Raw genomic sequence first — 22,743 nt, 5'->3', positions numbered from 1 at the left:
AAAATACTTACTAAAATGCGTGCTTCTTAAATGAAGGACGCATTTTTTTGTGGTTTATTCGCTATTGACAGCCTTATCTTTTGTTTGTATCGTTAAAATAAAACGTTGGAGGTTGTGCCATGAGTAAAATTACCGAAAGTATTGCTTTTTTACAGCAGCAAAAATGGATTGATTTGACCCACACGGTTTCAGCTGAAATTCCTTATTTTCAATCTTTTAAACCCTTAAGTGAAGAAACCCTGTGTACATTGGAAAAAGATGGATTTTTCGCTAAAGAATATCATGTGGTGACCCAGTACGGGACCCATATTGATGCACCGATACACTTTGCGGCGGGTAAGGATTATTTGGAACAATTGGATATGCGGCAGTTCATTTTACCATTAATCGTGCTGCATAAAGAAGCGGCTGTAGCTGAGAATCCGGACTATTGTTTGACAGTAGCGGATATCGAAGAATTTGAACAGCAGCAGGGCAAGATTCCCGCCGGCAGCTTTGTAGCCTTTGCCAGTGGCTGGTCGAAACGCTGGCAGGATCACGACTCATTTTATAATGTTGACGAGGATGGACAGGCGCATACTCCGGGCTGGTCTTTGGAAGCTTTAAAGTTTTTACATGAAGAACGCGAGGTAACCGCGATCGGACATGAAACACTGGATACGGATACTTCAATGGATTGTACGAAAAATGGCGGTTTAATCGGTGAATTATACTGGCTGTCCCAAAATAAATTCCAAGTCGAAGTATTAACCAACCTATCAGACCTGCCAGCAACTGGCGGCGCAATTTTCCTAGGGGTTCCTAAAATCAAAGCCGCTCCTGGTTTTACTGTTAGAGCCTTTGCTATCGTGCCAGAAGAGTAGGTCAAAGGATGATTAAGGTAGTGACTGCTGATTACGAAATCCAGGAAGCTGTTGAGTTGATTTGGCAGGTGTTTAGTCAATTTGAAGCCCCGGAGTATTCGCCAGAAGGCATTGAGGAGTTCAAAGCGTACATTGGCTTGGCTGGAACTAAACGTCGAATAGAAACACAAGAATTGAAATTGTGGGGGTGCCAACAGAAAAATAAACTCGTTGGGGTGATTGGGATCAGGCCTCCAGCTCACATTTCATTACTATTCGTGGATCCGGCATATCACCGTCAAGGAATTGCCAGAAGCTTGTATCAGGCAGCTTCTGCAGCAATGGGGGAACAAACGATGACCGTAAATTCTTCGCCTTTTGCGGTTCCAGTGTATCGGCGCTTAGGCTTTAAGGAGACGACTGAAGAACAAACCGTGAATGGAATTCGTTTTATCCCGATGAAAAAACAAGGCTTAGAATAAAAAGCCTTGTTTTTTTAGGAATTCTTTTGTTTGTGGACGCCGAGGTTCATAAAAGTGAGCCAACATTTTTCTTGACCAGTCAGCATCAGCTGCATTAGACGAACGTTGTGCGTAGTAGTCCTGCATCAGCTGATCATAGGCCGAAATTCGTTCTTTTGTCATCGGCTGATAACGATCGAGATGTTGAATATCCTGCATTGGCAAACGCGGCTTCACTTCATTTTTTTCCGCTGGATAGCCTACTGACAGGCCAAACAATGGGAAAGTATATTCAGGCAGCTCAAGCAGCTCTGCCATTTTAAACAAATCGTTGCGAATACCGCCGATGTAGCAAATACCTAAGCCTAACGACTCAGCATACACACTCATAGTTTGAGCGGCAATTGTTGTGTCTACCACGGAAACGGTGAACGCTTCTTCATTTTTTAAAGCTTGTAGAGAATGCTCCTGCTGGGTTAGGATCTGAGCATGCTTATTTAAATCAGCTACAAAAACATAAAAGGCACCGGCATCTTTGATATAACCAAAGCAGTTAGATAGGCCTTCAATGATTTCCAGTTTTTGTGGATCAGTTACTTCAACAATGGAATAGGCCTGAATGAAATTGGAACTGCTGCCGCTTTGGGCTGACAAAATCAATTGCTTCTTGATTGCTGGTGATAATTTTTCTTTAGTAAAGTTGCGAACCGAAGTATGGCTCATTAATTGGTCAAGTAAATCCATGGTACAGCCTCCATTCTTTCCTTTATAATAAAACAGCTGAATGAAAATGTAAAAGGCGAACGTTCCTGTAAATAATATGAAAAAAGATTCACGATTCCCTCATCTCTTTCTAAAGATTGTGCTATAATGAGAAAAATCAATTTGGAGGGATTATTATGCGCGGCATCGTTACCGTTATTGGAAAAGACAAAGTAGGAATTATCGCAGGTGTCAGTCAAAAATTAGCTGAGCTTGAAGTGAATATTTTAGATGTATCTCAAACAATCATGGATGACTATTTTACTATGATGATGTTAACTGATTTAACCAGTGCTAACAAAGAATTTGATGATATCCGTGAAGAGCTTCATCAATTAGGCAAAACATTGGGAGTCAAAATCAGTGTGCAAAATCAAGAAATTTTTGACACAATGCACAAATTATAGGAATTTTTTAACCAAAACAGGAGGGGCTACATGGAAACCAATCAAATATTAGAAACCATCCGAATGATTGAAGAAGAAAATCTAGACATTCGTACGATTACGATGGGTATTTCATTGTTAGATTGTATTGACAGCGACAGTGAAAAAGCCTGTGAAAAAATCTATCAAAAAATTACAACTAAAGCAAAGAACTTAGTACAGGTCGGCCAGTCCATTGAATCTGAGTATGGTATTCCGATTATCAACAAACGTATTTCTGTAACACCCATCGCGATCATCGCAGCGGCTAGTGAAGACACTGACTATGTGAAATATGCGAAAACCTTAGACCGTGCAGCAAAGGAAGTCGGGGTTGATTTTATCGGCGGATTCTCTGCGTTAGTTGAAAAAGGCTACCAAAAAGGCGATAAAATTTTGATTGATTCAATTCCTCAGGCCTTGGCTGAGACTGATTTTGTCTGCTCATCAGTTAATATCGGTTCGACCAAAGCGGGGATTAACATGGATGCTGTAAGACACATGGGTGAGATCATTAAGGAAACAGCAGCGGCTTCTGACTTAGGCTGTGCGAAATTAGTAGTCTTCGCCAATGCAGTGGAGGACAATCCATTTATGGCTGGTGCTTTCCATGGCGTCGGAGAAGCTGACTGTATAATTAACGTTGGCGTGAGCGGACCTGGTGTCGTTAAACGGGCCTTAGAAAAAGTCAAAGGAGAACCTTTTGACGTTGTGGCTGAAGTAGTGAAGCAAACGGCCTTCAAAATTACCCGCATGGGTCAATTAGTTGGTCGGGCAGCCTCTGAACGTTTGGATGTTCCATTTGGAATTGTTGATTTATCCTTGGCACCAACACCTGCTGTTGGTGATTCAGTTGCTCACGTATTGGAAGAAATGGGTCTGGAAACAGTTGGGACACACGGAACAACTGCTGCTTTGGCACTGTTGAACGATGCAGTGAAAAAAGGCGGGGTAATGGCCTGCAACCATGTTGGCGGATTATCGGGCGCATTCATTCCAGTTTCTGAGGATGCTGGTATGATTGATGCAGTAAACAATGGTTCCTTGAATATTGAAAAATTAGAAGCAATGACAGCGATTTGTTCCGTTGGTTTGGATATGATTGCTATTCCTGGCGATACACCAGCAGCCAGCATCTCTGCTATGATTGCAGATGAAGCAGCGATTGGGGTTATCAACCACAAAACGACGGCTGTTCGAATTATTCCAGCAGCCGGTACTAAAATAGGCGACACCGTTGAGTTCGGCGGTTTGTTGGGTCGTGCACCGGTTATGAAGGTAAATCCGGCTGGATCAGCTGACTTTGTAGCCCGTGGCGGACGGATTCCGGCACCGATTCATTCCTTTAAAAATTAATCCACTAAAGAAGGCCCTAGCGGCTTTCTTTTTTTGATTGTTTTCCTTTCACCTTTTTGAGAGAATAGGGTGGGAGGCGAGAATATGCGAAAGTGGATTGGCCTTGTCGCATGTCTGTTTTTTATAGTAACAGGCTGCAGCAAGCAAACAAATACAACTGACGAAGCGACCTTTGATAAGCATGTACAGCAGGCAGAAAAGCTGGTTAAGGAGCAGAAATATCCTGAAGCAATTGAGGCGTACGATCAAGCGTTGGCGGTGGAAACCAAGCAGGATAAGCAATCGGTCGAAGATGATAAGGCAGGGGTAAACTTATTAATTACAGTCAATAAATTAATTGACCAAGAGAACTATCGTAAAGTGATCGAGCGTCTAGGCTCTTCGGACTTGCGGAAGAGCAAGAATGTGATTGTTCATAAAGAACTGGAAGAGGTCTATCAAGCGGCTCGCTCCAAACAACGGGAGCAATGGGGCAGCGAAAAGGAGTCTACTGAAGAATCAACGGCAACCTCTGATACGACTGTTCAATCAACGAGCTTGTGGAATCAAGAAAAAGGCCAGGCCTTGGAAGGTTTTATGGCACAATGGGGCTCAGCTATGGGTCAGAAGTATGAAAACTATTCGAATGGAGCAATTGGTGATTTTTACGGCATGAGTATTCCTAACGACGTAATTGCTCGGGCTGCGCTTGATGGAAAGCAAGCGAACCTTTCTTTAACTAAGGAAGTTACTAGTAAGCAAGGGCGCCATTTAGTAGCTGTTTATTCTGATGCTGCTCATGGCGGCTATCTGGATAAGCATCTCTACCTGTTTATCATTGATAATGGTCAGCCAAAGGTTTATGTGACCATGCAAAATCAAGGAAATAATGAAAATTTATTGTACTTTGATGAAACGGAAAACCAGGATGTAAAAAATGGCTTTGCAGCGATTGTTGCCAATACGAAAGGCTATCAATCTTCGGGACAAGCTAAGAAACAGCTTTCTCAAGTTGAAATCAATCAAGCCTTTTTAGACTGGGCGATTCAGCGTGCTGAACTGGGTGGTATGGCAATATCCAGCCAATACTTTACACACGGAGCTGCTGGTATGGGTGATTGGTATGCTCAGACTCCAGATGGTGATGTTCAATTGCAGGACAACAGAAACCCAGGTGCGGCAGCATTTAAAACTCACATTATTGGTGGCTGTGTATTTTACACTTCTAAAGATGGCACGGTAGGCTTGGATCAAAAAGCAGAGAACGGGACCATAGCTGATAGTTACCATATTAATTTGGATCGAAGTCAACCAGTCCATATTTATCTATTAGGTGATAATGGCAAAGTATATGAAGGTACCTATATGCCGGATCATGAAACAGACAGAGACCTGATTGGCGAACTGGAAGATGATGGTACCAAAGGACAATACGGTCCCACTAAAACCTTCGCTGTTTCTGAAGATGCGGATGCCCAGGCGAAATTAAAAGAATTGCTAAATTAAAAACGGCTTCCCACAATCAAAGTGGGAGCCGTTTTTTAGTAGATCTCAGTCTTGAAAACATTCAATAGCAGTTTGCTGATAGCCGCAGCACTCATACTTTCATAATCTCTTAGCCAGCGAACAATTAAGCCCACTGAGCCTTCGACAAAATAGGACAAATAGAGCTCTTTTTCTACCGTTGAAGCTTCTGGAAAATACTGGGAAAAATGCTGGAAGGCTTCTGGTTTAATCCGCTCCAACAAGGGCGATAAGAAATTGCTTTGATGATTGCCCAGCACCAGAATACGTACCTCTGGCCGCTGCTGAATTTTTTGCAGCAGAGTGGTCAACCATTTTTCAATTGGCTGACTGTTTAACTGAATATCCGCCAACAAATCCTCCATAGTTTCTTCTTCAATCTTCTGCAGCAGATCAAAGGCATCTTTATAATATTTGTAAAAGGTCCCTCGATTAATATCGGCTAGCTGAGTAATTTCTTTTACAGTGATTTTTTCTAAGTCTTTTTGTGTTAACAAGGTTAAAAAGGCTTCCCGAATAGAATTTTTCGTATAAATCGTGCGCCGATTATTGGCTATTCCTACCATCTTTTCTCCTGCTTTCTTTCAACATTTCAATTAAAACTGTCGCTTTAATGACAGGCATTTTAGTTTTGTTTCTTGTCCTTTGGAATGTTGCCTAGTATACTAACAACAGACTAAAAAAGCAACAGCTGTTCAATTAATGGAGGTCATAAAGTGAATTATGTAGAAGTCCAACATGTATCCAAACGTTATAAAATGGGAGAATCTGTCATTACAGCTAATGACGATCTGTCCTTTAACATAAAAAAAGGGGAGCTAGCCGTGATTTTAGGTCCTAGTGGTGCCGGAAAATCTACCGTATTAAATATTTTAGGCGGCATGGATGCACCAGACGAGGGTAAGATTTTAATTGACGGCACCGATATAGCTCAGTTTAATGATAAACAATTGACTGCCTATCGCCGTGAAGATGTGGGATTTGTTTTTCAATTTTATAATTTAGTGCCGAATTTAACGACAAAAGAAAATGTTGAGCTGGCAACCGAGGTTTCTCCTAAAGCACTAGATCCTGAGGAGGTCTTGAAGCAGGTAGGGTTGGATCATCGCTTGAACAATTTTCCAGCGCAATTGTCTGGCGGTGAACAGCAAAGGGTTTCGATTGCTCGAGCTTTAGCTAAAAATCCGAAGCTGCTTTTGTGTGACGAACCAACTGGAGCACTGGATTTTGAGACGGGTAAGCAAATCCTCAAGCTCTTGCAAAATGCCAGCCGCGTTCAAGGCAACACCGTCTTAATTATTACCCATAATTCAGCGTTGGCTCCAATGGCTGACCGAGTGATTCGCATCAATGATGCCAAGGTACGTTCGGTTGAGGTCAATGAACATCCTATTTCAATTGATGAGATTACATGGTAGGGGAGAGCGTATGAAAAATAAAACCTACTTAAAAGCCAGTCTGCGGGAAATAGCCTATTCGAAGGGCCGTTTTATCGCGATTATCTTGATTATTTTATTAGGAACGATGCTGTTTGTGGGAATCAAAGCAGCAGGTCCAATTTTGAATTCCTCAGCCAGTCGTTATGTAGACCGTCACGAGCTGTCGGATTTGCAGATCGTATCTACTGGCGGACTGACAGAGGAGGATCTGACTCAGGCGAAAAAGCTTGAAGGGGCCAAGGTTGAGCTTGGCTATCAGTTCTTTTACGCCAATCCAGACAAAAATGAAGTTGTTCAAGTCTTCTCCTACGATCCGCAGCAAAAACAAAATCAATTAGTTGTAACTGAAGGCCGTTTACCCGAGAAAAACAATGAAATTGTATTGGATACCAAAGCCAAAGACGATGGCTATCAGCTAAATGACACGTATAAAATAGATGACAAGGATCAACTGAAGACAAACAGCTACAAAATTGTCGGTTTTGCTAATTCACCGATTTTTATCGGCACGAGTGAACGGGGACTTTCTAACGTTGGCAACGGACAGGTAAGTTATTTTGCTTACGTGCCGAAAGCCCAGTTCAAAGCTGACGTCTATGGTATTTTCTATCTAACCTTCAAGAATACTCAAGGACTGGAAACCTATGGCAGTGAGTACGAAGACATCATGGAAGATAATCGAAAAGACCTGGAGAAACTTTTTGTTGAGCGTCCGCAAGAACGGCTGACAGAAATCCGCTCCGACGCGCAGGCTGAAATAGATCCAGAAAAAACCAAAGTAAGTGATGGATTAGCAGAGCTGGACCAAGCTCAAGCACAGCTGGACCAGCAGCAGGCCTTTGCAGCACAGCTGCCAGCTGAACAACGGGCACAATTATCAGCAGCTCAAATACAACTGACAGAAAACCGCCAGCAGTTGACGGAGGCTCAATCCAAAATTGAGGAACAGGAACAAACCTTGGCGGACTTGAAGGAGCCCAGCTATTCTTTCCATCTGCGCTCTGATAATCCTGGTTTCCAAGAATACGGTGACCTTTCGGAACGAATTGCAGCGATTGCCAACGTATTTCCAGTCTTCTTTTTCTTTATAGCGGCCTTGATTACCTTCACCACCATGACTCGGATGGTTGAAGAAAATCGCCGGGAGATTGGTACTTTGAAGGCTTTAGGCTACAGCAAGTTTGAGATTTCTAAAAAGTATTTCATCTATGCCTTATCTGCTGCAGCACTTGGGATTTTATTAGGAAGCGTGACTGGAACAGAGGCCTTGCCGCGAATTATTTTCGCCTTGTCCAGTGAACGCTACAACTTTGATCAGGTGCATGTTTATTATTTACCACGTCCGATTATTCAGGCAGCGATTGCTTTTGTGATAGCTAGTTTAGGATCAGCCTTACTGGTTCTCATGAAGGATTTGAGAGAAAAACCAGCTCAGCTGCTGCAGCCTAAAGCGCCAAAGCCGGGAAAACGAATCTTTTTGGAATACATTAAGCCGTTATGGTCCCGTTTGAGCTTTAATCAAAAGGTCAGCTACCGCAACCTTTTACGCTACAAGTCTCGGATGGTGATGGCGATTATCGGAATTTCCGGTTGTGCCGGTTTGATGGTTGCCGGAGTGGGTCTGAAGGATTCATTAAGCTCAGTTACTGCTAAACAATTTGGACCAATCATTGATTATCAAGGAATCGTCACCCTATCCGATGATGCGGATAATCCAGCTGATCGACAAACGGTTGAAACAGTATTTGATCAAGACGGACAAGTAACAGCTTCTTTGCCTAGCTTTAATGAAGCTGTTGAAATGCGCCAAAGCGGTCAGGGAACTCAGCAGCTGACAATGATGGTACCGCAAGATAATAAAAAGTTTGCTGACTATGTTCATCTAACGAATCTGGAAGGACAAAGGGTTCAGCTGGATGACCAAGGAGCGGCGATTACTGAGAAGCTGGCTGAACTTTTTGATCTAAGTGAAGGTGACAGCGTGACGATTTATGATAGTCAGCAGCAGCCAATTCAACTGAAAATCAGTCACATTGTTGAAAATTATTTGGGCAGCTTTTTGTACCTGTCTCGGGAATACTATCAGCAAGTGACAAAAGAGCGTTATCAGCCGAATGCCTATTTCCTGCAAACTGGAAAAATGACTGAAGCACAGGAGAATCAGCTGTCAGAGGATCTGCTGGCGAGCGGCCATGTGGTAAACACCTCCTTTGTATCACAGCAGATACAAGCTCAAGAGGATTCCATGGCTAATTTAGATGCCATTGTATTGATTTTCGTGGTCTTGTCGGGTTTATTGGCTTTTGTTGTATTGTACAACTTAACCAATATCAATGTTTCAGAACGTATTCGCGAGCTGTCGACAATTAAGGTGCTGGGCTTCTTTGACAAGGAAGTCACCATGTATATTTTTCGGGAAAACGTGATTTTCACGTTACTGGGAATCGTGGTTGGTTACGGTGTCGGCTATGTGCTGACCGCCTTTATCCTGCGGCAGGCTTCAATGGAAAATGTCATTTTTCCACTTGTCATTCACTGGACGGCCTATGTCATTTCCGGTGGACTGACGATTGTCTTTACCTTGATTGTTATGGCAGTCACTCATCGCAAGCTGAAGCATATTAACATGATTGATGCCTTAAAATCCAATGAATAACCAACTTCACCGGAGAATTTTGCAGAATTTATTCTCCGGTGGTTTTCTCGTTTAATTCAAAGTTTGATTCAGTATTTTCATTTTTATTATTTAACTTCTACATTATTTTCTTTATCATATAAAATGAAGTCTACAGTATATCTTGTAGAACCATCGGACATCTGGACTTCTCGGATTTTTCCAAGCCAAGCGTGATTTTTGTTTCCATTAATACCATTAGCGCTATACCATGGAGAATTTTGATCAGTCAAAAAGGCAATAACAGCAGCATGGGCTTCATTTGAAGTTAATACAAAAACGCCGCTGTTCCCTATTGGACTAATTGCTATTGGATCAGTTGAGTCTCGATTTGTACCGTACCAAGCAATTCCTTCCTCTCTCCAACCTGCACTTAGTAGCATCTTTTGTTCATTAGCGTTCACTGTGTAATTATGGCTGCCTGCTTTAGCATTTGGGTTATAGGCACGGTAAAGAGGAATTGTCTTTTTAGCATCAGAATACCAGCCTATACCTTCGTATTTCCATCCAACTTTGACAAGAGCTTCTTTTTCATTCCAGTCAACTGTATAATGATGGTCTCCAGCATTTGCATTATAGACACGATAAACAGGATTACCAGATTGAGGTGCAAACCAGCCTACACCTTCATATCTCCAACCTGCTTTTACTAAGATATCCTTTTCTACACCATTTTGTGTGTAAAAGTGTTCCCCACTATTTGGATTGTACACACGATGCATATCCGTGGTTGCAGCTTCACTATGTGCTGAAAAAGATGTTGCTGCTAACATGCCCACTAAAAATGCTCCTTTGATAAATAACTTTTTCATTCTAACTCTCCGTCCTTTTTCTTGATACTACTAGTATATCAAAAATTTTTATTCAAATTCTATTATTGAAAAAAATGAGAGAAATAACTAATACAATACACGTTAAAATCCCCCTTCTTTTCTTATCTAATGATAAAGGGTTTTACATGGGCGATTTTTATTTCTCATGGTATCATAAATATAGAAGCAGAAATGGGGAAATGCTAGATGAAGATCGTCATTATTGGTGGTTCGTTTGCAGGGATACAGGCAGCCATTACTAGCCGCACATATTATCCACAAGCTGAAATTGTGTTATTGGAAAAGCAGTCGGAGATTGGGTATATTTCTGGAAGCTTGTCCTTGCTGCTGCAGGGGAAAATTACAAATCTGGATCAGCTGTCTTGGATGTCCGCACGGCAGTTGCAGGAGGAATATCAAATTGATGTACGCTGCAATCGAGCTGTCGTCGGATTAATGGAGGGCAACCAATTACAGTTGGCTGACAATGAAATCGTTTCCTATGATCGGTTAATTATTGCAACCGGTTCAGGTCAATATTCCCGTTATGGCGGTGAAGCTGGAGAAGCTCCGTCACGTATTTTGCGTTTTAAGAAAAAAAGTGAAGCCGAAGTATTGCTGGAATGGCTGCCCACGGTTCAAAAGATCGCGGTAATTGGCGGTGGTCAGGTGGGCTTGGAGCTGTCTGAGGGCTTAATCCATGCAAACAAACAGGTCCATTTATTTGAAAGCAGTTCGCAGCTGCTCTTTCGTTATTTGGATGCTGAGATGGCAGCACCACTGACCAAATCAGCTGCCGCGGCCGGTGTACAGCTGCACTTGAATGCCTATGTACAAGAGCTGCAGGAAAAAAACGATCAAGTAACATTGATTACTGCCAACGAGCAGGAAACGGTTGATCTAGTGTTAGTAGCTACTAGTACACGTCCTGACAATAGCTTATGGGACGACACCTTGAACCTCAATGATGATGGAACAATTCAGGTGGATCGCTGGATGCAGACCAGCCGTCCCAATGTTTTCGCAGTAGGGGATGCTGTACAGGTGATTTTTCAGCCGACTGGTGAGGCGATGTATATTTCTTTAGTTAACAACGCGATCCGCACGGCTAAGCTGGCAGCAGCTAATTTAGCGGGGCTAAAAGAAGAAGATTCTGGAACTCTGCGAACAATCGGCAATTATTTATTTGGTTATTATTTAGGCAGTACGGGTTTAACTGAAAGTGAAGGGATCTTTTATTCTGCACCCTTAAGAACCCAAACCTTGGAGCTGCCGATCAATCTTTTCACTAAGGAAAAACAACGAATCAAATTACTGGTTGATGAGCAAACTCACCAGCTGGTTGGAGCTCAAATAGTAAGCACAGCTCCTGTACTGGAAATTCTAAATCGTTTTGCAGAGGCCATTCGCTTAAAGCAAACGATCCAGCAGCTGCAGCAAAGTGAGGAATTTTTCCATCCGGCGCTTAATCTTCCTCAGCCCTTGATGGCTAGAATCGAGGATCCGTATGAGGATTGAACAGTTGTTAGAGAAAAAAGAGCAACTGCAGCTGATGATTTTACGGCAACTGATTCTGCAAGGAGGACGTGTTTCCGCTGCCGACTTGCGTAAGGTGGTGGGGTTGTCCCGCAACGCCTTTGAACAGTATGTTAGTGACTTGGAATATGTATGTCAAGTGTCGCAAATCCCCTTAAAGCTGTTGTATGAGGGAAGCGACCTAGTAGTGGAGCTGCCGGCAGCATACAATTTGATGGACGTAGTGGAGCTGTTTACTGCTGAGAGTATCCATTTTCAAATCTTAGACTTTTTATTGCAGCACAAGGAGTTTACGATTGTACAGCTGGTCAATGAGTTTATGGTTAGCGAGTCATCTATTTTTCGCAAGATCAAAGAGCTGAATCGGTTACTGGCCGAATTTGGATTGCAGATTAAAAATGGTCAGTGGCAAGGAGAAGAAGCCCAGATTCGCTATTTTTATGATCAAGTCTATCGTTTTTTACCGAATAAGTTACCGGCTTACATGCAAATAACCTCGGAAAATCAAAGCTTTATTCATGCCCTGGAGCAAGTCTTAGAAACGCGTTTCTCTCAAGAGGCTGTAGTAAAAATTTCCCGTTGGCTAGGCATTACCCGTAAGCGGTTGATGGTTAAGAAAACGCAAAACAAAAAAATTCAACAACAAATACGGCCATTTTTAGAAAATGCGCTTTATAAGAAGATTGATCACGTTGTAACCCTGTATTTTAGTCGGACATCGCTGGAGGTTACTCAAAGCGAAAGTATGATTTTCTATGCGTTTTTTGTTTCTAACTATCTGTTGGAAGAAGACGATGCCTATCATTTTGAATTGTTGCGCAGCAAAAAGCTGCCCACTGCTGTTGTAGACGTGTATGTGCGAGAAACATTGCTGCTGCATTATCGGCCGCGAAGACTTCCGATTGAAATGGAAAAGAAAATCGGCTATCATCTGGCGCGCATACATAATGAGCTTTACTTTTTTCAAGGGAAAATAGAACAATACCAGCGTGATCACCTGCTGAATCAGCAAAAGCGTTTGCTGGGCTCAGCTCTTAGCCAGTTAATCGATCAGCTGACAGAGCTTGCGCTAAAGCAAATGAAGCAACCCTTTAATCCAATCAATGGCCTGCATTTAAGTCTGCCGCAAAACTATGCTAGTGTGCTGTCGATGATTGATTTTTATTTGATGGACAATGTCAAAATCGGGATTGATTTGACAGGTGTTTGGAAAGAGCCCTTTTATCAGCTGTTAATTGCTGCATTGCGACCAATCATCGGGGTCCAAATCGAGGTTTATCAGGCCGACCGCAGCTACGATATGATCCTGACAAATCGCGCAAAGCAGCAGGCTTATATTGGCCAGCCGTTAATTTACCGTCTCTCAGAATTTGCTTCTGCTTATGATCTTGAAACGATCAAAGGGTGGATTGACCGTTTAAAAAAGACCAATGTCTAATTTTTTTAAGCGGTCTCAATACCTTGAGGCTGTAGCTGTCTTAGTCAAAACTATCATAGAAAATAAAAATTTGCTTGATTTTGACAGTTTGCATTTTTGAAAGCGTTGTATGATAAATACAGTTGAAAGAAAACGGTTGCAAATTATAAGGGGGAAACATGATGACAGCAGAAACTTACATTATGGCGATTGACCAAGGAACCACCAGCTCACGGGCAATTATTTATGATAAAAAAGGTCGCCAAATCGGCAGCTCGCAAAAGGAATTTGCTCAATACTTTCCGAAAGACGGCTGGGTGGAGCATGATGCGAACGAAATTTGGAATTCAGTGCAGTCGGTCATTGCTGGGGCTTTTATTGAATCGGGGATTAAACCGGATCAGGTTGTAGGTATTGGAATTACCAATCAGCGAGAAACAACCGTAATCTGGGACAAAGAAACCGGACATCCAATCTATCATGCGGTGGTGTGGCAATCTCGCCAGTCAGCACCGTTAGCGAACAAATTAAAAGAAGACGGGTACAGCGATTTTATTCATGAGAAAACAGGCTTAATTATTGATGCCTATTTCTCTGCTACCAAGATTCGCTGGATTCTAGATCACGTAGATGGGGCACAAGAAAGAGCGGAAAAAGGCGAATTATTATTTGGAACCATCGATACTTGGCTAACTTGGAAGTTAACGGATGGTGGTGCTCATGTGACTGATTATTCTAATGCCAGCCGAACGATGCTTTTCAACATCAACGAGCTGGATTGGGATCAAGAAATTTTGGACTTATTAAAGATTCCTCGTTCCATGTTACCAGAAGCCCGCTCCAATTCAGAAATTTATGGCCACACTCAGAGCTATCATTTCTTTGGAGCAGAAGTGCCTATCAGTGGAATGGCTGGCGATCAGCAGGCAGCCTTATTTGGTCAAATGGCTTTTGAACCAGGGATGGTGAAAAATACTTATGGGACGGGTTCCTTTATTGTAATGAATACGGGGGAAACGCCTCAACTGTCGAAAAACAATTTATTGACGACCATCGGCTATGGGATTAATGGCAAGATTTACTATGCATTGGAGGGCAGTATTTTCGTTGCCGGTTCCTCCATTCAATGGCTGCGGGATGGCTTGAAGATGATGAAGAAGGCCAGCGAATCAGAAGATGCAGCGAAGCGTTCGAAAAATCACAACGAAGTATATGTGGTACCAGCCTTTGTTGGTCTAGGAGCACCCTATTGGGATCAGGAAGCTCGAGGTTCCATGTTCGGCTTGACTCGCGGAACTACTCGCGACGATATTATTAAAGCTACTTTGCAATCCATCGCATACCAGGTTCGCGACATTGTTGATACGATGCAGCAGGATACAGGAATCAAGATTCCCGTACTGAAGGTGGATGGCGGAGCAGCCAAGAATGAATACTTAATGCAGTTTCAGTCGGATATTTTAGATACACCTATTCAACGAGCACAAAACCTAGAAACCACCGCTTTAGGAGCAGCATTTTTAGCAGGGTTAGCGGTTGGCTATTGGAAAGACACGGATGAAATTCGCGAGTTCTATGAAGCCGGCAAGATTTTTGAAAGCAAGATGCAGGAAGACGAACGAGAAAAACTTTACAACGGTTGGAAGAAGGCCGTCGCAGCAACACAAGCGTTCAAATAAGAAAGGAAGCGTAGAGCATGGCATTCTCAATTCATACACGAAAAGAAACCATTCAAGCAATGCAACAAGAAGAATTAGATCTGCTGATTATTGGCGGAGGAATAACCGGAGCAGGGGTGGCCTTGCAGGCTGCCGCTTCTGGTGTAAAAACGGGCTTAATAGAAATGCAGGATTTTTCTGAAGGCACGTCTTCACGTTCAACGAAGCTGGTACATGGCGGCATTCGCTATTTGAAAAATTTTGATGTCGAGGTGGTAGCAGATACAGTAACTGAGCGAGCTGTTATTCAAGGAATTGCTCCTCATATTCCTAAGCCTGATCCAATGCTGTTGCCAATTTATGACGACGAAGGCCCAACAACCTACAACATGTTCTCAGTAAAAATCGCGATGGACCTGTATGATCAACTGGCTCATGTTAATGGTACCTCTTTTGAAAATTACGTGATTGACCCAGAGGAAGTGCTGAAGCGGGAACCCTATTTGAAAAAAGAAGGACTGCAGGGGGCGGGCGTTTACCTAGATTTCCGCAACAATGATTCACGACTAGTGATTGAAAATATCAAGCAAGCAGCTGATGACGGCGGCTATATGGTCAGCAAAATGAAAGCAGTAGGCTTCTTATACGAAAAAGAAAAAATTGTCGGTGTGAAGGCCCGCGATTTACTAACTGGCGAAACGATTGAAATTCGGGCAAAATTAGTCATTAATACAAGCGGTCCTTGGGTAGATAAGGTGCGTAATCTGAACTTCAAACGGGCAGCAGTACCTAAAATGCGTCCAACTAAAGGGGTTCACTTAGTAGTAGATCGTGAAAAACTGCCAGTTCCGCAACCAACCTATTTTGATACCGGCAAACAAGATGGCCGAATGGTCTTTGCTATTCCGCGAGAAAATAAAACCTACTTTGGAACAACAGATACGGATTATACAGGTGATTATGAAGATCCAAAGGTAACACAAGAGGATGTAGATTACCTGTTGGATGTAATCAATCATCGTTATCCTGAAGCGAACTTAACCTTAAATGATATTGAATCAAGCTGGGCTGGATTGCGACCGCTGCTTACCGGCAATGCAGGTTCGGATTACAATGGCGGCGACAATGGTTCAATTTCAGAAAAGAGTTTTGATGAAGTAATTGATGTGGTCTCACGCTACAAAGCCGATCAAGCATCTCGCGGTGATGTAGAGCACGTGTTAAACAATCTAGAGAGCAGCCGGGCAGAAAAAGAACTGTCCCCGTCGCAAGTTTCCCGCGGCAGCTCTTTGGAACGAGAGGAGGATGGCTTAATAACTTTATCTGGCGGGAAAATTACTGATTATCGCAAGATGGCAAATGGAGCCATGAAACTGATTCAGCAGCTCCTGAAGGATGAATACAATCAGGACATTGAAGTAATTGATTCTCAGCATTACCCGGTTTCTGGTGGTCACTTTGACCCAACGCAAGTGAATGAACATGTAGAAATGCTGACTAAGCAAGGTGTTTCAGCAGGTTTGCCAGAAGAAGAGGCTCGCTACATCGCCGATTTCTATGGAACCAATGCGCAAGAAGTTTTCAAACTGGCTCAGGAGGAACCATTCCCTGGCTTGTCAGCAGCAGAATCTGGCCGTTTGCGTTATGCACTGGAATCAGAAATGATTCTGACACCGGCTGATTATCTGATGCGCCGAACGAATCATATTTTGTTTGAACGAGACACATTGGATGAATTAAGACAGCCAGTAGTTGATGCAATGGCTGACTATCTATCTTGGGATGAAGCAGAAAAACAAAGACAACAGGAAGAATTGGATGCAGTGGTGGCCGAATCTGATTTGGCAGAATTGAAAGAAGGGGTGAACTAAATGACAGGAGATATGGCAGCAATTTTCGGTGAATTTATTGGTACAATGATTCTGATCGTGTTAGGGAGCGGAGTCTGTGCGGCAGTCAATTTGAACAAAAGTAAAGCGCAAGGTTCTGGTTGGATTGTTATTGCTTTTGGCTGGGCAATGGGTGTTGCAATGGCCGCGTACATTTCTGGATTTATGGGGCCTGCCCATTTAAATCCGGCGGTTACTGTAGCTATGGCAATGACTGGTAATTTGGAAGTTGGATTAGTCTTTCCATTCATAATTGCTCAAATGCTAGGGGCGATTGTCGGGGCTGTATTAATTTGGTTAGCATACCTGCCGCACTGGGCAGTGACAGAGGACCAAGATGCTATTTTGGGAACCTTTGCTACCGCACCAGCGATTCGCAATTATCCCGCAAACGTGATGACCGAAATCTTAGGAACCTTTATTTTAGTCCTAGGACTACTAGCCTTTACGCAAAATGAATTTGCTGGCGGTGTAAATGTTTTAGCAGTTGGTGGTTTGATCCTAGCCATTGGTCTATCACTAGGCGGACCGACTGGGTATGCCATTAATCCGGCTCGGGATTTAGGGCCACGAATTGCTCATGCCATTTTACCAATAGCCAATAAAGGCGGTTCTGATTGGGCTTATTCATGGGTACCAATTGTTGGGCCAATGCTTGGAGCGGTGATTGCAGTATTGGTTTATCAAGTGATGGTTTAATTATGCTATTCATACAAATAAATTAATTGAAAAAGACTTGCGAAAAGGGTGTGTGGTTTACCCCTTTTGCAAGTCTTCTTTTTTTAACCCTTCCGTCAGCCAGCGAGCCTTAAAACGGAAATCCTTCACCAGCTGCTCTTCTGTCCAGTGATTCGCCAGTAGATCGGTTAAGGATTCAATGACCAGCTTCATAGAAAAGTACAAAAAGCTGATACTTTCTTCTTGAGAGTCAATGGCAAATTGATTCTTATCCAAAATTTCCTGCCACAGTTCTAATCCGTGAGACACCTCATTGCGGTAAGAGAACAAATAGCTGTTCTTAGTCAGCAGCACTACCTCACGATAGCGCAGCTCATCTGGCTTCAGTCCAGCAGCCAGCAGTAAAAATTCTTCGATTCCCTTGAAGAAATCTCCTTCATGATGAGTGATATATTCAATAATTTCCCCGTGAACCTTGCCGGCATAATAGCGAATGATATAGTCATAGGCATCGTTCAAATCCTCAAAATATTTATAAAAAATACCACGGGACATTTGCAATGCAGCCACAATTTCACTCACCTTCACCTGGCTGACAGGTTTCTCATAGAAAATGGTCAGCAGCAGTTCACGAATCTGCTGTTGCCGTTCAGCTGGCAGATTATTAAAGGTTGACTTAGGCAAAGCGATTCCTCCTGTCTTGTACGAAAGTATCATACCACGATTTTGATAAATAGCTTCTTTTTATTCTTTTTCTTAAAGGAATTCTGTTCTTTTCAGCATAAACAATTGGCTAAAATAGGGAGTCTTTTTTATTAGTATAGCACATGAGCAAATCAAGTGACATTGTGTCACTAAGGGAGTAAGATAGCACAAGTAAAAGAAAGGAAGATCCCTTATGTATTTAGCATGGAAGGAAATACGCTATTCAAAATTGCGTTATGGACTAATCATCGGCATCATGTTTTTAGTAGCCTATGTAGTCTTTATATTATCAGGATTAGCCAATGGATTGGCTCAAGGAAATCGTCAAGCGGTGGATGACTGGCAGGCAAAAACAGTCATTTTATCCGAAGACAGCAATAAAGTTGCCAGTGCTTCTCAATTGACCCGCAGTGATGTGGATCGAGTAAAAGCTTCGGATAAGACAGCCGTAGGAATTTTTTCATCAGCAATGGAGCGCAGCAATAGTAATGCTAAAACCAACGTTTCGATTTTTGGCGCAAACAGTGACAGCTTTATCGTACCGAAAATCAAAGACGGCCGTTCCGTTAAAGCCGCTGACGAAATTGTGATCTCAGAAAACTTGGAAAACGACGGCTTTAAGTTGAATCAAACCGTGAAACTGGGCGCCGGAAAAGAATTCAAGATTGTTGGTATTGTTCCAGCAACAACTTACATGATCGCACCGGTTGTTTATATGAACTTGGATGGCTACACTGGGTTGAAATATGGCGCTCAGCCTTTTGCCAGTGAGGATCAAAAACCAATCAGTGCGGTAGTGGTCAAAGACGAAACACCTAGCCAAGTCTCCATCACCACTAACGATGGTCAAAAGCAAATGCAAAAACTAACCAGCAATGACTTTGTGGAAAGTCTACCTGGCTATAAGCCTGAAAAATTAACTCTGGATGCCATGATCTACTTCTTGTTTGTAGTTGTTGCAGCCATCATTGGGATTTTCATGTATGTAATGACTCTGCAAAAGACGGCCATTTTTGGTGTTATGAAGGCACAAGGCGTTTCCACCGGCTATTTGGTTCGTTCGATTTTGGCTCAATCCTTAATCGTCGGTATTGTCGGTGTCGCATTAGCCGTACTGTTTAGTGAGTTGACGAGTCTAGTATTACCAGACGCCATGCCTTTTGCAGTTGATTGGCTGGAGTGGGGCATTTACAGTATCGTTCTAGTACTTGTAGCAATGGTGGGCGGTTTGTTCTCCATTCGCACTGTGACCAAGGTCGATCCTGTTACCGCGATTGGAGGAGAATAAGATGGATAACGAAATTTTAGTCATGAAGGATACCGTGAAGAAGTTCGGACAAGGACATACAGAAGTGACGGCTCTAAAAGGCATCAACTTCACTGTCCATGGCGGTGAATTTATCAGTATCATCGGACCCTCTGGATCAGGAAAAAGTACCTTTTTAACGATTGCCGGCGGTCTGCAAACACCGACTAGCGGAACGATTGAGATCAATGGACAAGACTTTACCCACATGGGAGAAAAGGAACGTTCGAAAGCGCGATTCAAAGAAATCGGCTTTATCCTGCAAAGCTCTAATTTGATTCCTTTTCTTAAAGTGCAGGAACAATTCGAGTTAGTCGAACGGATTGAAAAGCAAAAGAATCAGGATAAAATTGAAGACCTGTTAAAATCACTTGATATTTGGGAGCTGCGAGAACAATTTCCTAAGGCCTTATCTGGTGGGGAACGCCAGCGGGTAGCGATTGCCCGTTCGCTGTTTAATGATCCTAGCTTGATCTTGGCGGACGAACCTACTGCCAGCCTGGATTCCGATCATGCCTTTGATGTAGTAAAACTATTGGCTAAAGAAGCCCATAGCCGCAACAAGGCAATCGTGATGGTGACCCATGATGAACGAATGACCCAGTGGAGTGATCAAATTTACCGCATGGAAGATGGTATTTTGGTCTCTCAAAAATAAAACTTGCCAATTTTCCTGTTTCTTGTGTATGATGACTAAGTCAGCAATTAGGAAGTAGGAAAAGCATGGATATCTATTTAAAAAAAGCAGCATTGCATATTATTGACCGGGAAACCGGTAATCCCATTTACAGCCAACAGGAGCTGGATTTGACTAAAGAATTCGTTCGCGAATACTTGATTAAAAAAATTCAAAAGCTGTCATCGGCCCAAACCAAAACAGGTATTTTAGCCGAGGACTCTGAATTTGCCCAGCTTAGTCGTCAGGCTCAGCACGACTTTTTACCATCCAGTGAGAAAATCGTGGAGCGCTGGTACAATGCCTATCAGGAAAGTGAAGAAGCGCCTAGCGCCGATGTATTTGTGGCGCTGTATGAACAAGACACCCAGCTGTACATTGCCTTTTTGAAGGTTAACTATCACGAAGGCTATACCCATCTGGTAGACTCCAACGAAGCCGGCTTAAACAATGAGCTGATTTTACACAGAGCGATTCTTTCTGGCAAGACCCAAAAGGCCGACGAAGGCTTAACCGTAAATTTGGATAATTTGAGCTTTGAACTCATCGAGAAGAAATATCCCTTCTCTGGGGAGAAACGCTTATATTTTTCAACAGATGTCATCGAAAGTGAACCAGCCCCTTCGTTAGAAGAAAGTGTCAAGGTGATCAAAAAGGTTGCCGAACGGATTGGCTCCCAATTTGAAAATCCGAAGCACGATGTGGTTGCTGACGTGAAGGAAGCCGTTTATGAACTCGTGGAGGAACACGGACAAATCGATGCCAAAGAAGTTTCTCAACGAGTCTTCAAGGACAACATTTCAGCACAATTAGCCTTTCAAGAAGAAGTCGTAGAAAAAGGCTACGTGGATCAAGCACCGTTGCCTCGCGAAGTCAGAGAAATTACCGAAAAGAAATATGGCAAACAAAAACTAAAGCTTTCTAACGGAATCGAATTGATCGTGCCTTTGGAAGTCTATCGCAATCCAGAGCTGATCGAGTTCATCAATAACCCCGATGGCACCATTTCCGTTACAATTAAAAATGTTGACGAAGTCATTAACCGCTTATAGTGGTTGATGGCTTTTTTTGAAATCATTTTGCCGCCCGTTTGCGTATCTTATACACGAGAAACAAAAGCAACAATAGGAGGATGACATGAAAAAGATATTTATCGGCAACTACAAAGGCGGCGTCGGCAAGACAACCAGTACCTTATTTTTAGGAAAGTGCCTGAAGGATCTAGGAAAGAAGGTTTTGCTGATGGACTTAGATCCCCAAAGTTCCCTCAGCGAGATTTGTATTAAGAAGGACGACAAGGAACGCTCACTGGAATATCTTGAACCCAAGCAAACCCTGAACTATGTTTACGATCTTTCGATTGATAATGTGCGCAAGGGCTATAACTTAGAACTGCAATTTGATTTGAATTATTTGATTAGTCAATACGAAGAGAAGTTAGATTTTATTGCATCAAGTCTATATTATCGGGAAAACGTTGGTTTAGATGAACTGAATATGGCTATGGAAAAGGATATACGATACTTCTCTATATTGGCAAAACTAATCCAGAATATCGAGGATAAACTGCCAGACTATGATTATTTACTAATGGATTGTCCGCCTAACAGCAGTATTATCACTCAAAGCGCGTTTATGATCTCCGATGGTTATCTAATTCCTACCATTGTTGATTCGATTAGTGCCAAAGGTATCATGCATTATATCGGAACGATTTCTAAAATCCATGCAAAGTATTGTAATGACTATGAGGATGCTTATTTGTTTAGACATTATTTTGGCGAGAATCCTAAATTAATAGGTATATTCTATACACTTATTCGGGGGCAGGTTAGGTATGACGAAGTGATTGAAAAGTTAAGAAATGAATTGGGTAAACTAAATATTGATCAATGTATTTATGTATTTGAGAGTTTTACGAACAATTATGTAGCTATTACTAGAGCCGTTGCAGAAAATAAATTGGGTAATTTACATGTATCGAAAAATACGTACCCAAAAATCACAAAAGAGTTTCTAAAGAGGCTATCCGATTTGAATCTGTAAGAAAAATTATGTAAAATAAGTTTACAAGTACAAGGGGAGTGAAGGACGATGACCAAGACCAACCAAACTCTTTTTGAGGAATTCATGCAAGCTTTAGCTGAAGCCAGTCGTACTGCTCCTGTTCGTCCAAAATTGAAGGAATTGGAGAATAAATTTGATTTGGAGGATATGGATCAAATTTTGACCCTGTTTTACAAGGTGAATAGATCCAGATTGAAAAACGCGGATAAACCAGTCACTCCTCATATTTCTAAAACGTCCAAAATGCTTTCTCGTCCAGCAGAGGTGATTGAAAAACAGTACTCCGAAGAAGAAGTGCGAAAGATATTTAAGACAGAAACCAAAGAAGAAACGATTCGCAACTATACAAAAAGAGAACTGACCGATATGTACGTTTCTCTGACAGGGACTAAACTACTAACTAGTAGTAATAAATCAGATATCTACAATAATATACAAGGACTCTTTGATGCGCAGCAACGTGGAGCAGCTATCTATCGAAACTATATAGAGAGACCTTGGGAAAAAGTAAAATAATCATTATGTGCCGGCGACCTA

Annotated in this window: 21 protein-coding genes; 17 read left to right on the top strand and 4 right to left on the bottom strand. The window is 42.4% G+C overall.

Annotation, left to right across the window (positions count from 1 at the left end):
• Nucleotides 1–119 precede the first annotated feature (119 nt).
• Both I588_RS16445 and I588_RS16440 read left to right on the top strand, forming a co-directional pair.
• On the top strand, nucleotides 120–863 hold the full coding sequence (locus tag I588_RS16445; RefSeq protein ID WP_010759893.1) for a cyclase family protein: 744 nt from the start codon (nucleotides 120–122) through the stop codon (nucleotides 861–863).
• 8 nt (nucleotides 864–871) lie between these two features.
• Complete coding sequence (locus I588_RS16440; protein WP_010759892.1) at nucleotides 872–1,324, top strand: GNAT family N-acetyltransferase; 453 nt, start codon at nucleotides 872–874, stop codon at nucleotides 1,322–1,324.
• On the opposite strand, the gene nfsA is transcribed toward I588_RS16440, so the two are convergent.
• The gene (nfsA, locus tag I588_RS16435) at nucleotides 1,316–2,047 is read right to left on the bottom strand and encodes an oxygen-insensitive NADPH nitroreductase (protein WP_010759891.1); all 732 of its coding nucleotides are present in this window, start codon (nucleotides 2,045–2,047) and stop codon (nucleotides 1,316–1,318) included. The two genes, I588_RS16440 and nfsA, sit on opposite strands and share 9 nt — an antisense overlap.
• Nucleotides 2,048–2,202: 155 nt before the next feature.
• Between nfsA and I588_RS16430 the strand changes: the two genes are divergently transcribed.
• From I588_RS16430 to I588_RS26485, 3 genes are all read left to right on the top strand, one after another.
• Nucleotides 2,203–2,472, top strand: coding sequence for an ACT domain-containing protein (locus I588_RS16430; RefSeq protein ID WP_010759890.1), 270 nt, complete (start codon nucleotides 2,203–2,205; stop codon nucleotides 2,470–2,472).
• A 30-nt stretch (nucleotides 2,473–2,502) separates the two neighbouring features.
• The gene (locus I588_RS16425) at nucleotides 2,503–3,846 is read left to right on the top strand and encodes a PFL family protein (protein WP_010759889.1); all 1,344 of its coding nucleotides are present in this window, start codon (nucleotides 2,503–2,505) and stop codon (nucleotides 3,844–3,846) included.
• A gap of 84 nt (nucleotides 3,847–3,930) precedes the next feature.
• Entirely contained in the window at nucleotides 3,931–5,331 is a 1,401-nt protein-coding gene (locus I588_RS26485; RefSeq protein WP_010759888.1) for a DUF4767 domain-containing protein, read from the top strand.
• 35 nt (nucleotides 5,332–5,366) lie between these two features.
• Here the strand turns inward: I588_RS26485 and I588_RS16415 are convergent, their stop codons facing one another.
• Nucleotides 5,367–5,915, bottom strand: coding sequence for a TetR/AcrR family transcriptional regulator (locus tag I588_RS16415; RefSeq protein WP_010759887.1), 549 nt, complete (start codon nucleotides 5,913–5,915; stop codon nucleotides 5,367–5,369).
• A gap of 150 nt (nucleotides 5,916–6,065) precedes the next feature.
• Here I588_RS16415 and I588_RS16410 point away from each other — a divergent pair, with 150 nt between their 5' ends.
• Both I588_RS16410 and I588_RS16405 read left to right on the top strand, forming a co-directional pair.
• Entirely contained in the window at nucleotides 6,066–6,767 is a 702-nt protein-coding gene (locus I588_RS16410) for an ABC transporter ATP-binding protein (protein ID WP_010759886.1), read from the top strand.
• Between the two features lie 10 nt (nucleotides 6,768–6,777).
• Entirely contained in the window at nucleotides 6,778–9,444 is a 2,667-nt protein-coding gene (locus I588_RS16405) for an ABC transporter permease (protein ID WP_010759885.1), read from the top strand.
• A gap of 86 nt (nucleotides 9,445–9,530) precedes the next feature.
• Here the strand turns inward: I588_RS16405 and I588_RS26480 are convergent, their stop codons facing one another.
• A complete protein-coding gene (locus I588_RS26480; protein WP_010759884.1) occupies nucleotides 9,531–10,274 on the bottom strand; it encodes a hypothetical protein in 744 nt (247 codons plus the stop codon).
• A gap of 207 nt (nucleotides 10,275–10,481) precedes the next feature.
• On the opposite strand from I588_RS26480, the gene I588_RS16395 reads away from it, so the two are divergent.
• The 5 genes from I588_RS16395 to I588_RS16375 all read left to right on the top strand — a co-directional run bounded on the left by I588_RS16395 (nucleotide 10,482) and on the right by I588_RS16375 (nucleotide 17,473).
• On the top strand, nucleotides 10,482–11,792 hold the full coding sequence (locus tag I588_RS16395; RefSeq protein ID WP_010759883.1) for an NAD(P)/FAD-dependent oxidoreductase: 1,311 nt from the start codon (nucleotides 10,482–10,484) through the stop codon (nucleotides 11,790–11,792).
• The gene (locus tag I588_RS16390) at nucleotides 11,782–13,248 is read left to right on the top strand and encodes an AcpB/EbpR/MafR family transcriptional regulator (protein ID WP_010759882.1); all 1,467 of its coding nucleotides are present in this window, start codon (nucleotides 11,782–11,784) and stop codon (nucleotides 13,246–13,248) included. Before I588_RS16395 ends, I588_RS16390 begins: the two co-directional genes overlap by 11 nt.
• A gap of 161 nt (nucleotides 13,249–13,409) precedes the next feature.
• Nucleotides 13,410–14,906, top strand: coding sequence for a glycerol kinase GlpK (glpK, locus tag I588_RS16385; protein WP_010759881.1), 1,497 nt, complete (start codon nucleotides 13,410–13,412; stop codon nucleotides 14,904–14,906).
• A gap of 17 nt (nucleotides 14,907–14,923) precedes the next feature.
• Nucleotides 14,924–16,756 carry a type 1 glycerol-3-phosphate oxidase gene (gene glpO / locus I588_RS16380; protein ID WP_010759880.1) on the top strand — a complete coding sequence of 611 codons (1,833 nt, stop codon included), beginning with the start codon at nucleotides 14,924–14,926 and terminating at the stop codon, nucleotides 16,754–16,756.
• Nucleotides 16,757–17,473 (top strand): MIP/aquaporin family protein, encoded by a 717-nt coding sequence (locus I588_RS16375; RefSeq protein ID WP_010759879.1) that lies wholly within the window; start codon nucleotides 16,757–16,759, stop codon nucleotides 17,471–17,473.
• 57 nt (nucleotides 17,474–17,530) lie between these two features.
• Here the strand turns inward: I588_RS16375 and I588_RS16370 are convergent, their stop codons facing one another.
• Complete coding sequence (locus I588_RS16370; RefSeq protein WP_010759878.1) at nucleotides 17,531–18,136, bottom strand: TetR/AcrR family transcriptional regulator; 606 nt, start codon at nucleotides 18,134–18,136, stop codon at nucleotides 17,531–17,533.
• Between the two features lie 214 nt (nucleotides 18,137–18,350).
• Here I588_RS16370 and I588_RS16365 point away from each other — a divergent pair, with 214 nt between their 5' ends.
• The 5 genes from I588_RS16365 to I588_RS16345 all read left to right on the top strand — a co-directional run bounded on the left by I588_RS16365 (nucleotide 18,351) and on the right by I588_RS16345 (nucleotide 22,722).
• A complete protein-coding gene (locus tag I588_RS16365; protein ID WP_010759877.1) occupies nucleotides 18,351–19,445 on the top strand; it encodes an ABC transporter permease in 1,095 nt (364 codons plus the stop codon).
• A gap of 1 nt (nucleotide 19,446) precedes the next feature.
• Nucleotides 19,447–20,121, top strand: coding sequence for an ABC transporter ATP-binding protein (locus I588_RS16360; protein ID WP_010759876.1), 675 nt, complete (start codon nucleotides 19,447–19,449; stop codon nucleotides 20,119–20,121).
• 65 nt (nucleotides 20,122–20,186) lie between these two features.
• On the top strand, nucleotides 20,187–21,191 hold the full coding sequence (locus I588_RS16355; RefSeq protein ID WP_010759875.1) for a nucleoid-associated protein: 1,005 nt from the start codon (nucleotides 20,187–20,189) through the stop codon (nucleotides 21,189–21,191).
• Between the two features lie 85 nt (nucleotides 21,192–21,276).
• Nucleotides 21,277–22,185, top strand: a complete 909-nt coding sequence (locus I588_RS16350; protein WP_010759874.1) for a ParA family protein — start codon at nucleotides 21,277–21,279, stop codon at nucleotides 22,183–22,185.
• Between the two features lie 48 nt (nucleotides 22,186–22,233).
• Nucleotides 22,234–22,722 carry a hypothetical protein gene (locus I588_RS16345; protein ID WP_010759873.1) on the top strand — a complete coding sequence of 163 codons (489 nt, stop codon included), beginning with the start codon at nucleotides 22,234–22,236 and terminating at the stop codon, nucleotides 22,720–22,722.
• The last annotated feature ends 21 nt before the right edge of the window (nucleotides 22,723–22,743 follow it).

Origin of the sequence: Enterococcus pallens ATCC BAA-351, assembly GCF_000407485.1 — a bacterium.
Taxonomy (GTDB): Bacteria; Bacillota; Bacilli; order Lactobacillales; family Enterococcaceae; genus Enterococcus_A; species Enterococcus_A pallens.
The sequence above is the reverse complement of the archived record's forward strand: the minus strand, read 5'-3'. Positions and strand labels throughout refer to the sequence as shown.

What these genes read in the sequence shown, in the direction of transcription:
- glpK (WP_010759881.1), top strand. Translation starts at nt 13,410, where the DNA reads ATGACAGCAGAAACTTACATTATGGCGATTGACCAAGGAACCACCAGC.
- nfsA (WP_010759891.1), bottom strand. Translation starts at nt 2,047, where the DNA reads ATGGATTTACTTGACCAATTAATGAGCCATACTTCGGTTCGCAACTTT.
- I588_RS16390 (WP_010759882.1), top strand. Translation starts at nt 11,782, where the DNA reads ATGAGGATTGAACAGTTGTTAGAGAAAAAAGAGCAACTGCAGCTGATG.
- I588_RS16350 (WP_010759874.1), top strand. Translation starts at nt 21,277, where the DNA reads ATGAAAAAGATATTTATCGGCAACTACAAAGGCGGCGTCGGCAAGACA.
- I588_RS16430 (WP_010759890.1), top strand. Translation starts at nt 2,203, where the DNA reads ATGCGCGGCATCGTTACCGTTATTGGAAAAGACAAAGTAGGAATTATC.
- I588_RS16445 (WP_010759893.1), top strand. Translation starts at nt 120, where the DNA reads ATGAGTAAAATTACCGAAAGTATTGCTTTTTTACAGCAGCAAAAATGG.
- I588_RS26485 (WP_010759888.1), top strand. Translation starts at nt 3,931, where the DNA reads ATGCGAAAGTGGATTGGCCTTGTCGCATGTCTGTTTTTTATAGTAACA.
- I588_RS16355 (WP_010759875.1), top strand. Translation starts at nt 20,187, where the DNA reads ATGGATATCTATTTAAAAAAAGCAGCATTGCATATTATTGACCGGGAA.
- I588_RS16415 (WP_010759887.1), bottom strand. Translation starts at nt 5,915, where the DNA reads ATGGTAGGAATAGCCAATAATCGGCGCACGATTTATACGAAAAATTCT.
- I588_RS16395 (WP_010759883.1), top strand. Translation starts at nt 10,482, where the DNA reads ATGAAGATCGTCATTATTGGTGGTTCGTTTGCAGGGATACAGGCAGCC.
- I588_RS16375 (WP_010759879.1), top strand. Translation starts at nt 16,757, where the DNA reads ATGACAGGAGATATGGCAGCAATTTTCGGTGAATTTATTGGTACAATG.
- glpO (WP_010759880.1), top strand. Translation starts at nt 14,924, where the DNA reads ATGGCATTCTCAATTCATACACGAAAAGAAACCATTCAAGCAATGCAA.
- I588_RS16405 (WP_010759885.1), top strand. Translation starts at nt 6,778, where the DNA reads ATGAAAAATAAAACCTACTTAAAAGCCAGTCTGCGGGAAATAGCCTAT.
- I588_RS16425 (WP_010759889.1), top strand. Translation starts at nt 2,503, where the DNA reads ATGGAAACCAATCAAATATTAGAAACCATCCGAATGATTGAAGAAGAA.
- I588_RS16345 (WP_010759873.1), top strand. Translation starts at nt 22,234, where the DNA reads ATGACCAAGACCAACCAAACTCTTTTTGAGGAATTCATGCAAGCTTTA.
- I588_RS26480 (WP_010759884.1), bottom strand. Translation starts at nt 10,274, where the DNA reads ATGAAAAAGTTATTTATCAAAGGAGCATTTTTAGTGGGCATGTTAGCA.
- I588_RS16365 (WP_010759877.1), top strand. Translation starts at nt 18,351, where the DNA reads ATGTATTTAGCATGGAAGGAAATACGCTATTCAAAATTGCGTTATGGA.
- I588_RS16360 (WP_010759876.1), top strand. Translation starts at nt 19,447, where the DNA reads ATGGATAACGAAATTTTAGTCATGAAGGATACCGTGAAGAAGTTCGGA.
- I588_RS16440 (WP_010759892.1), top strand. Translation starts at nt 872, where the DNA reads ATGATTAAGGTAGTGACTGCTGATTACGAAATCCAGGAAGCTGTTGAG.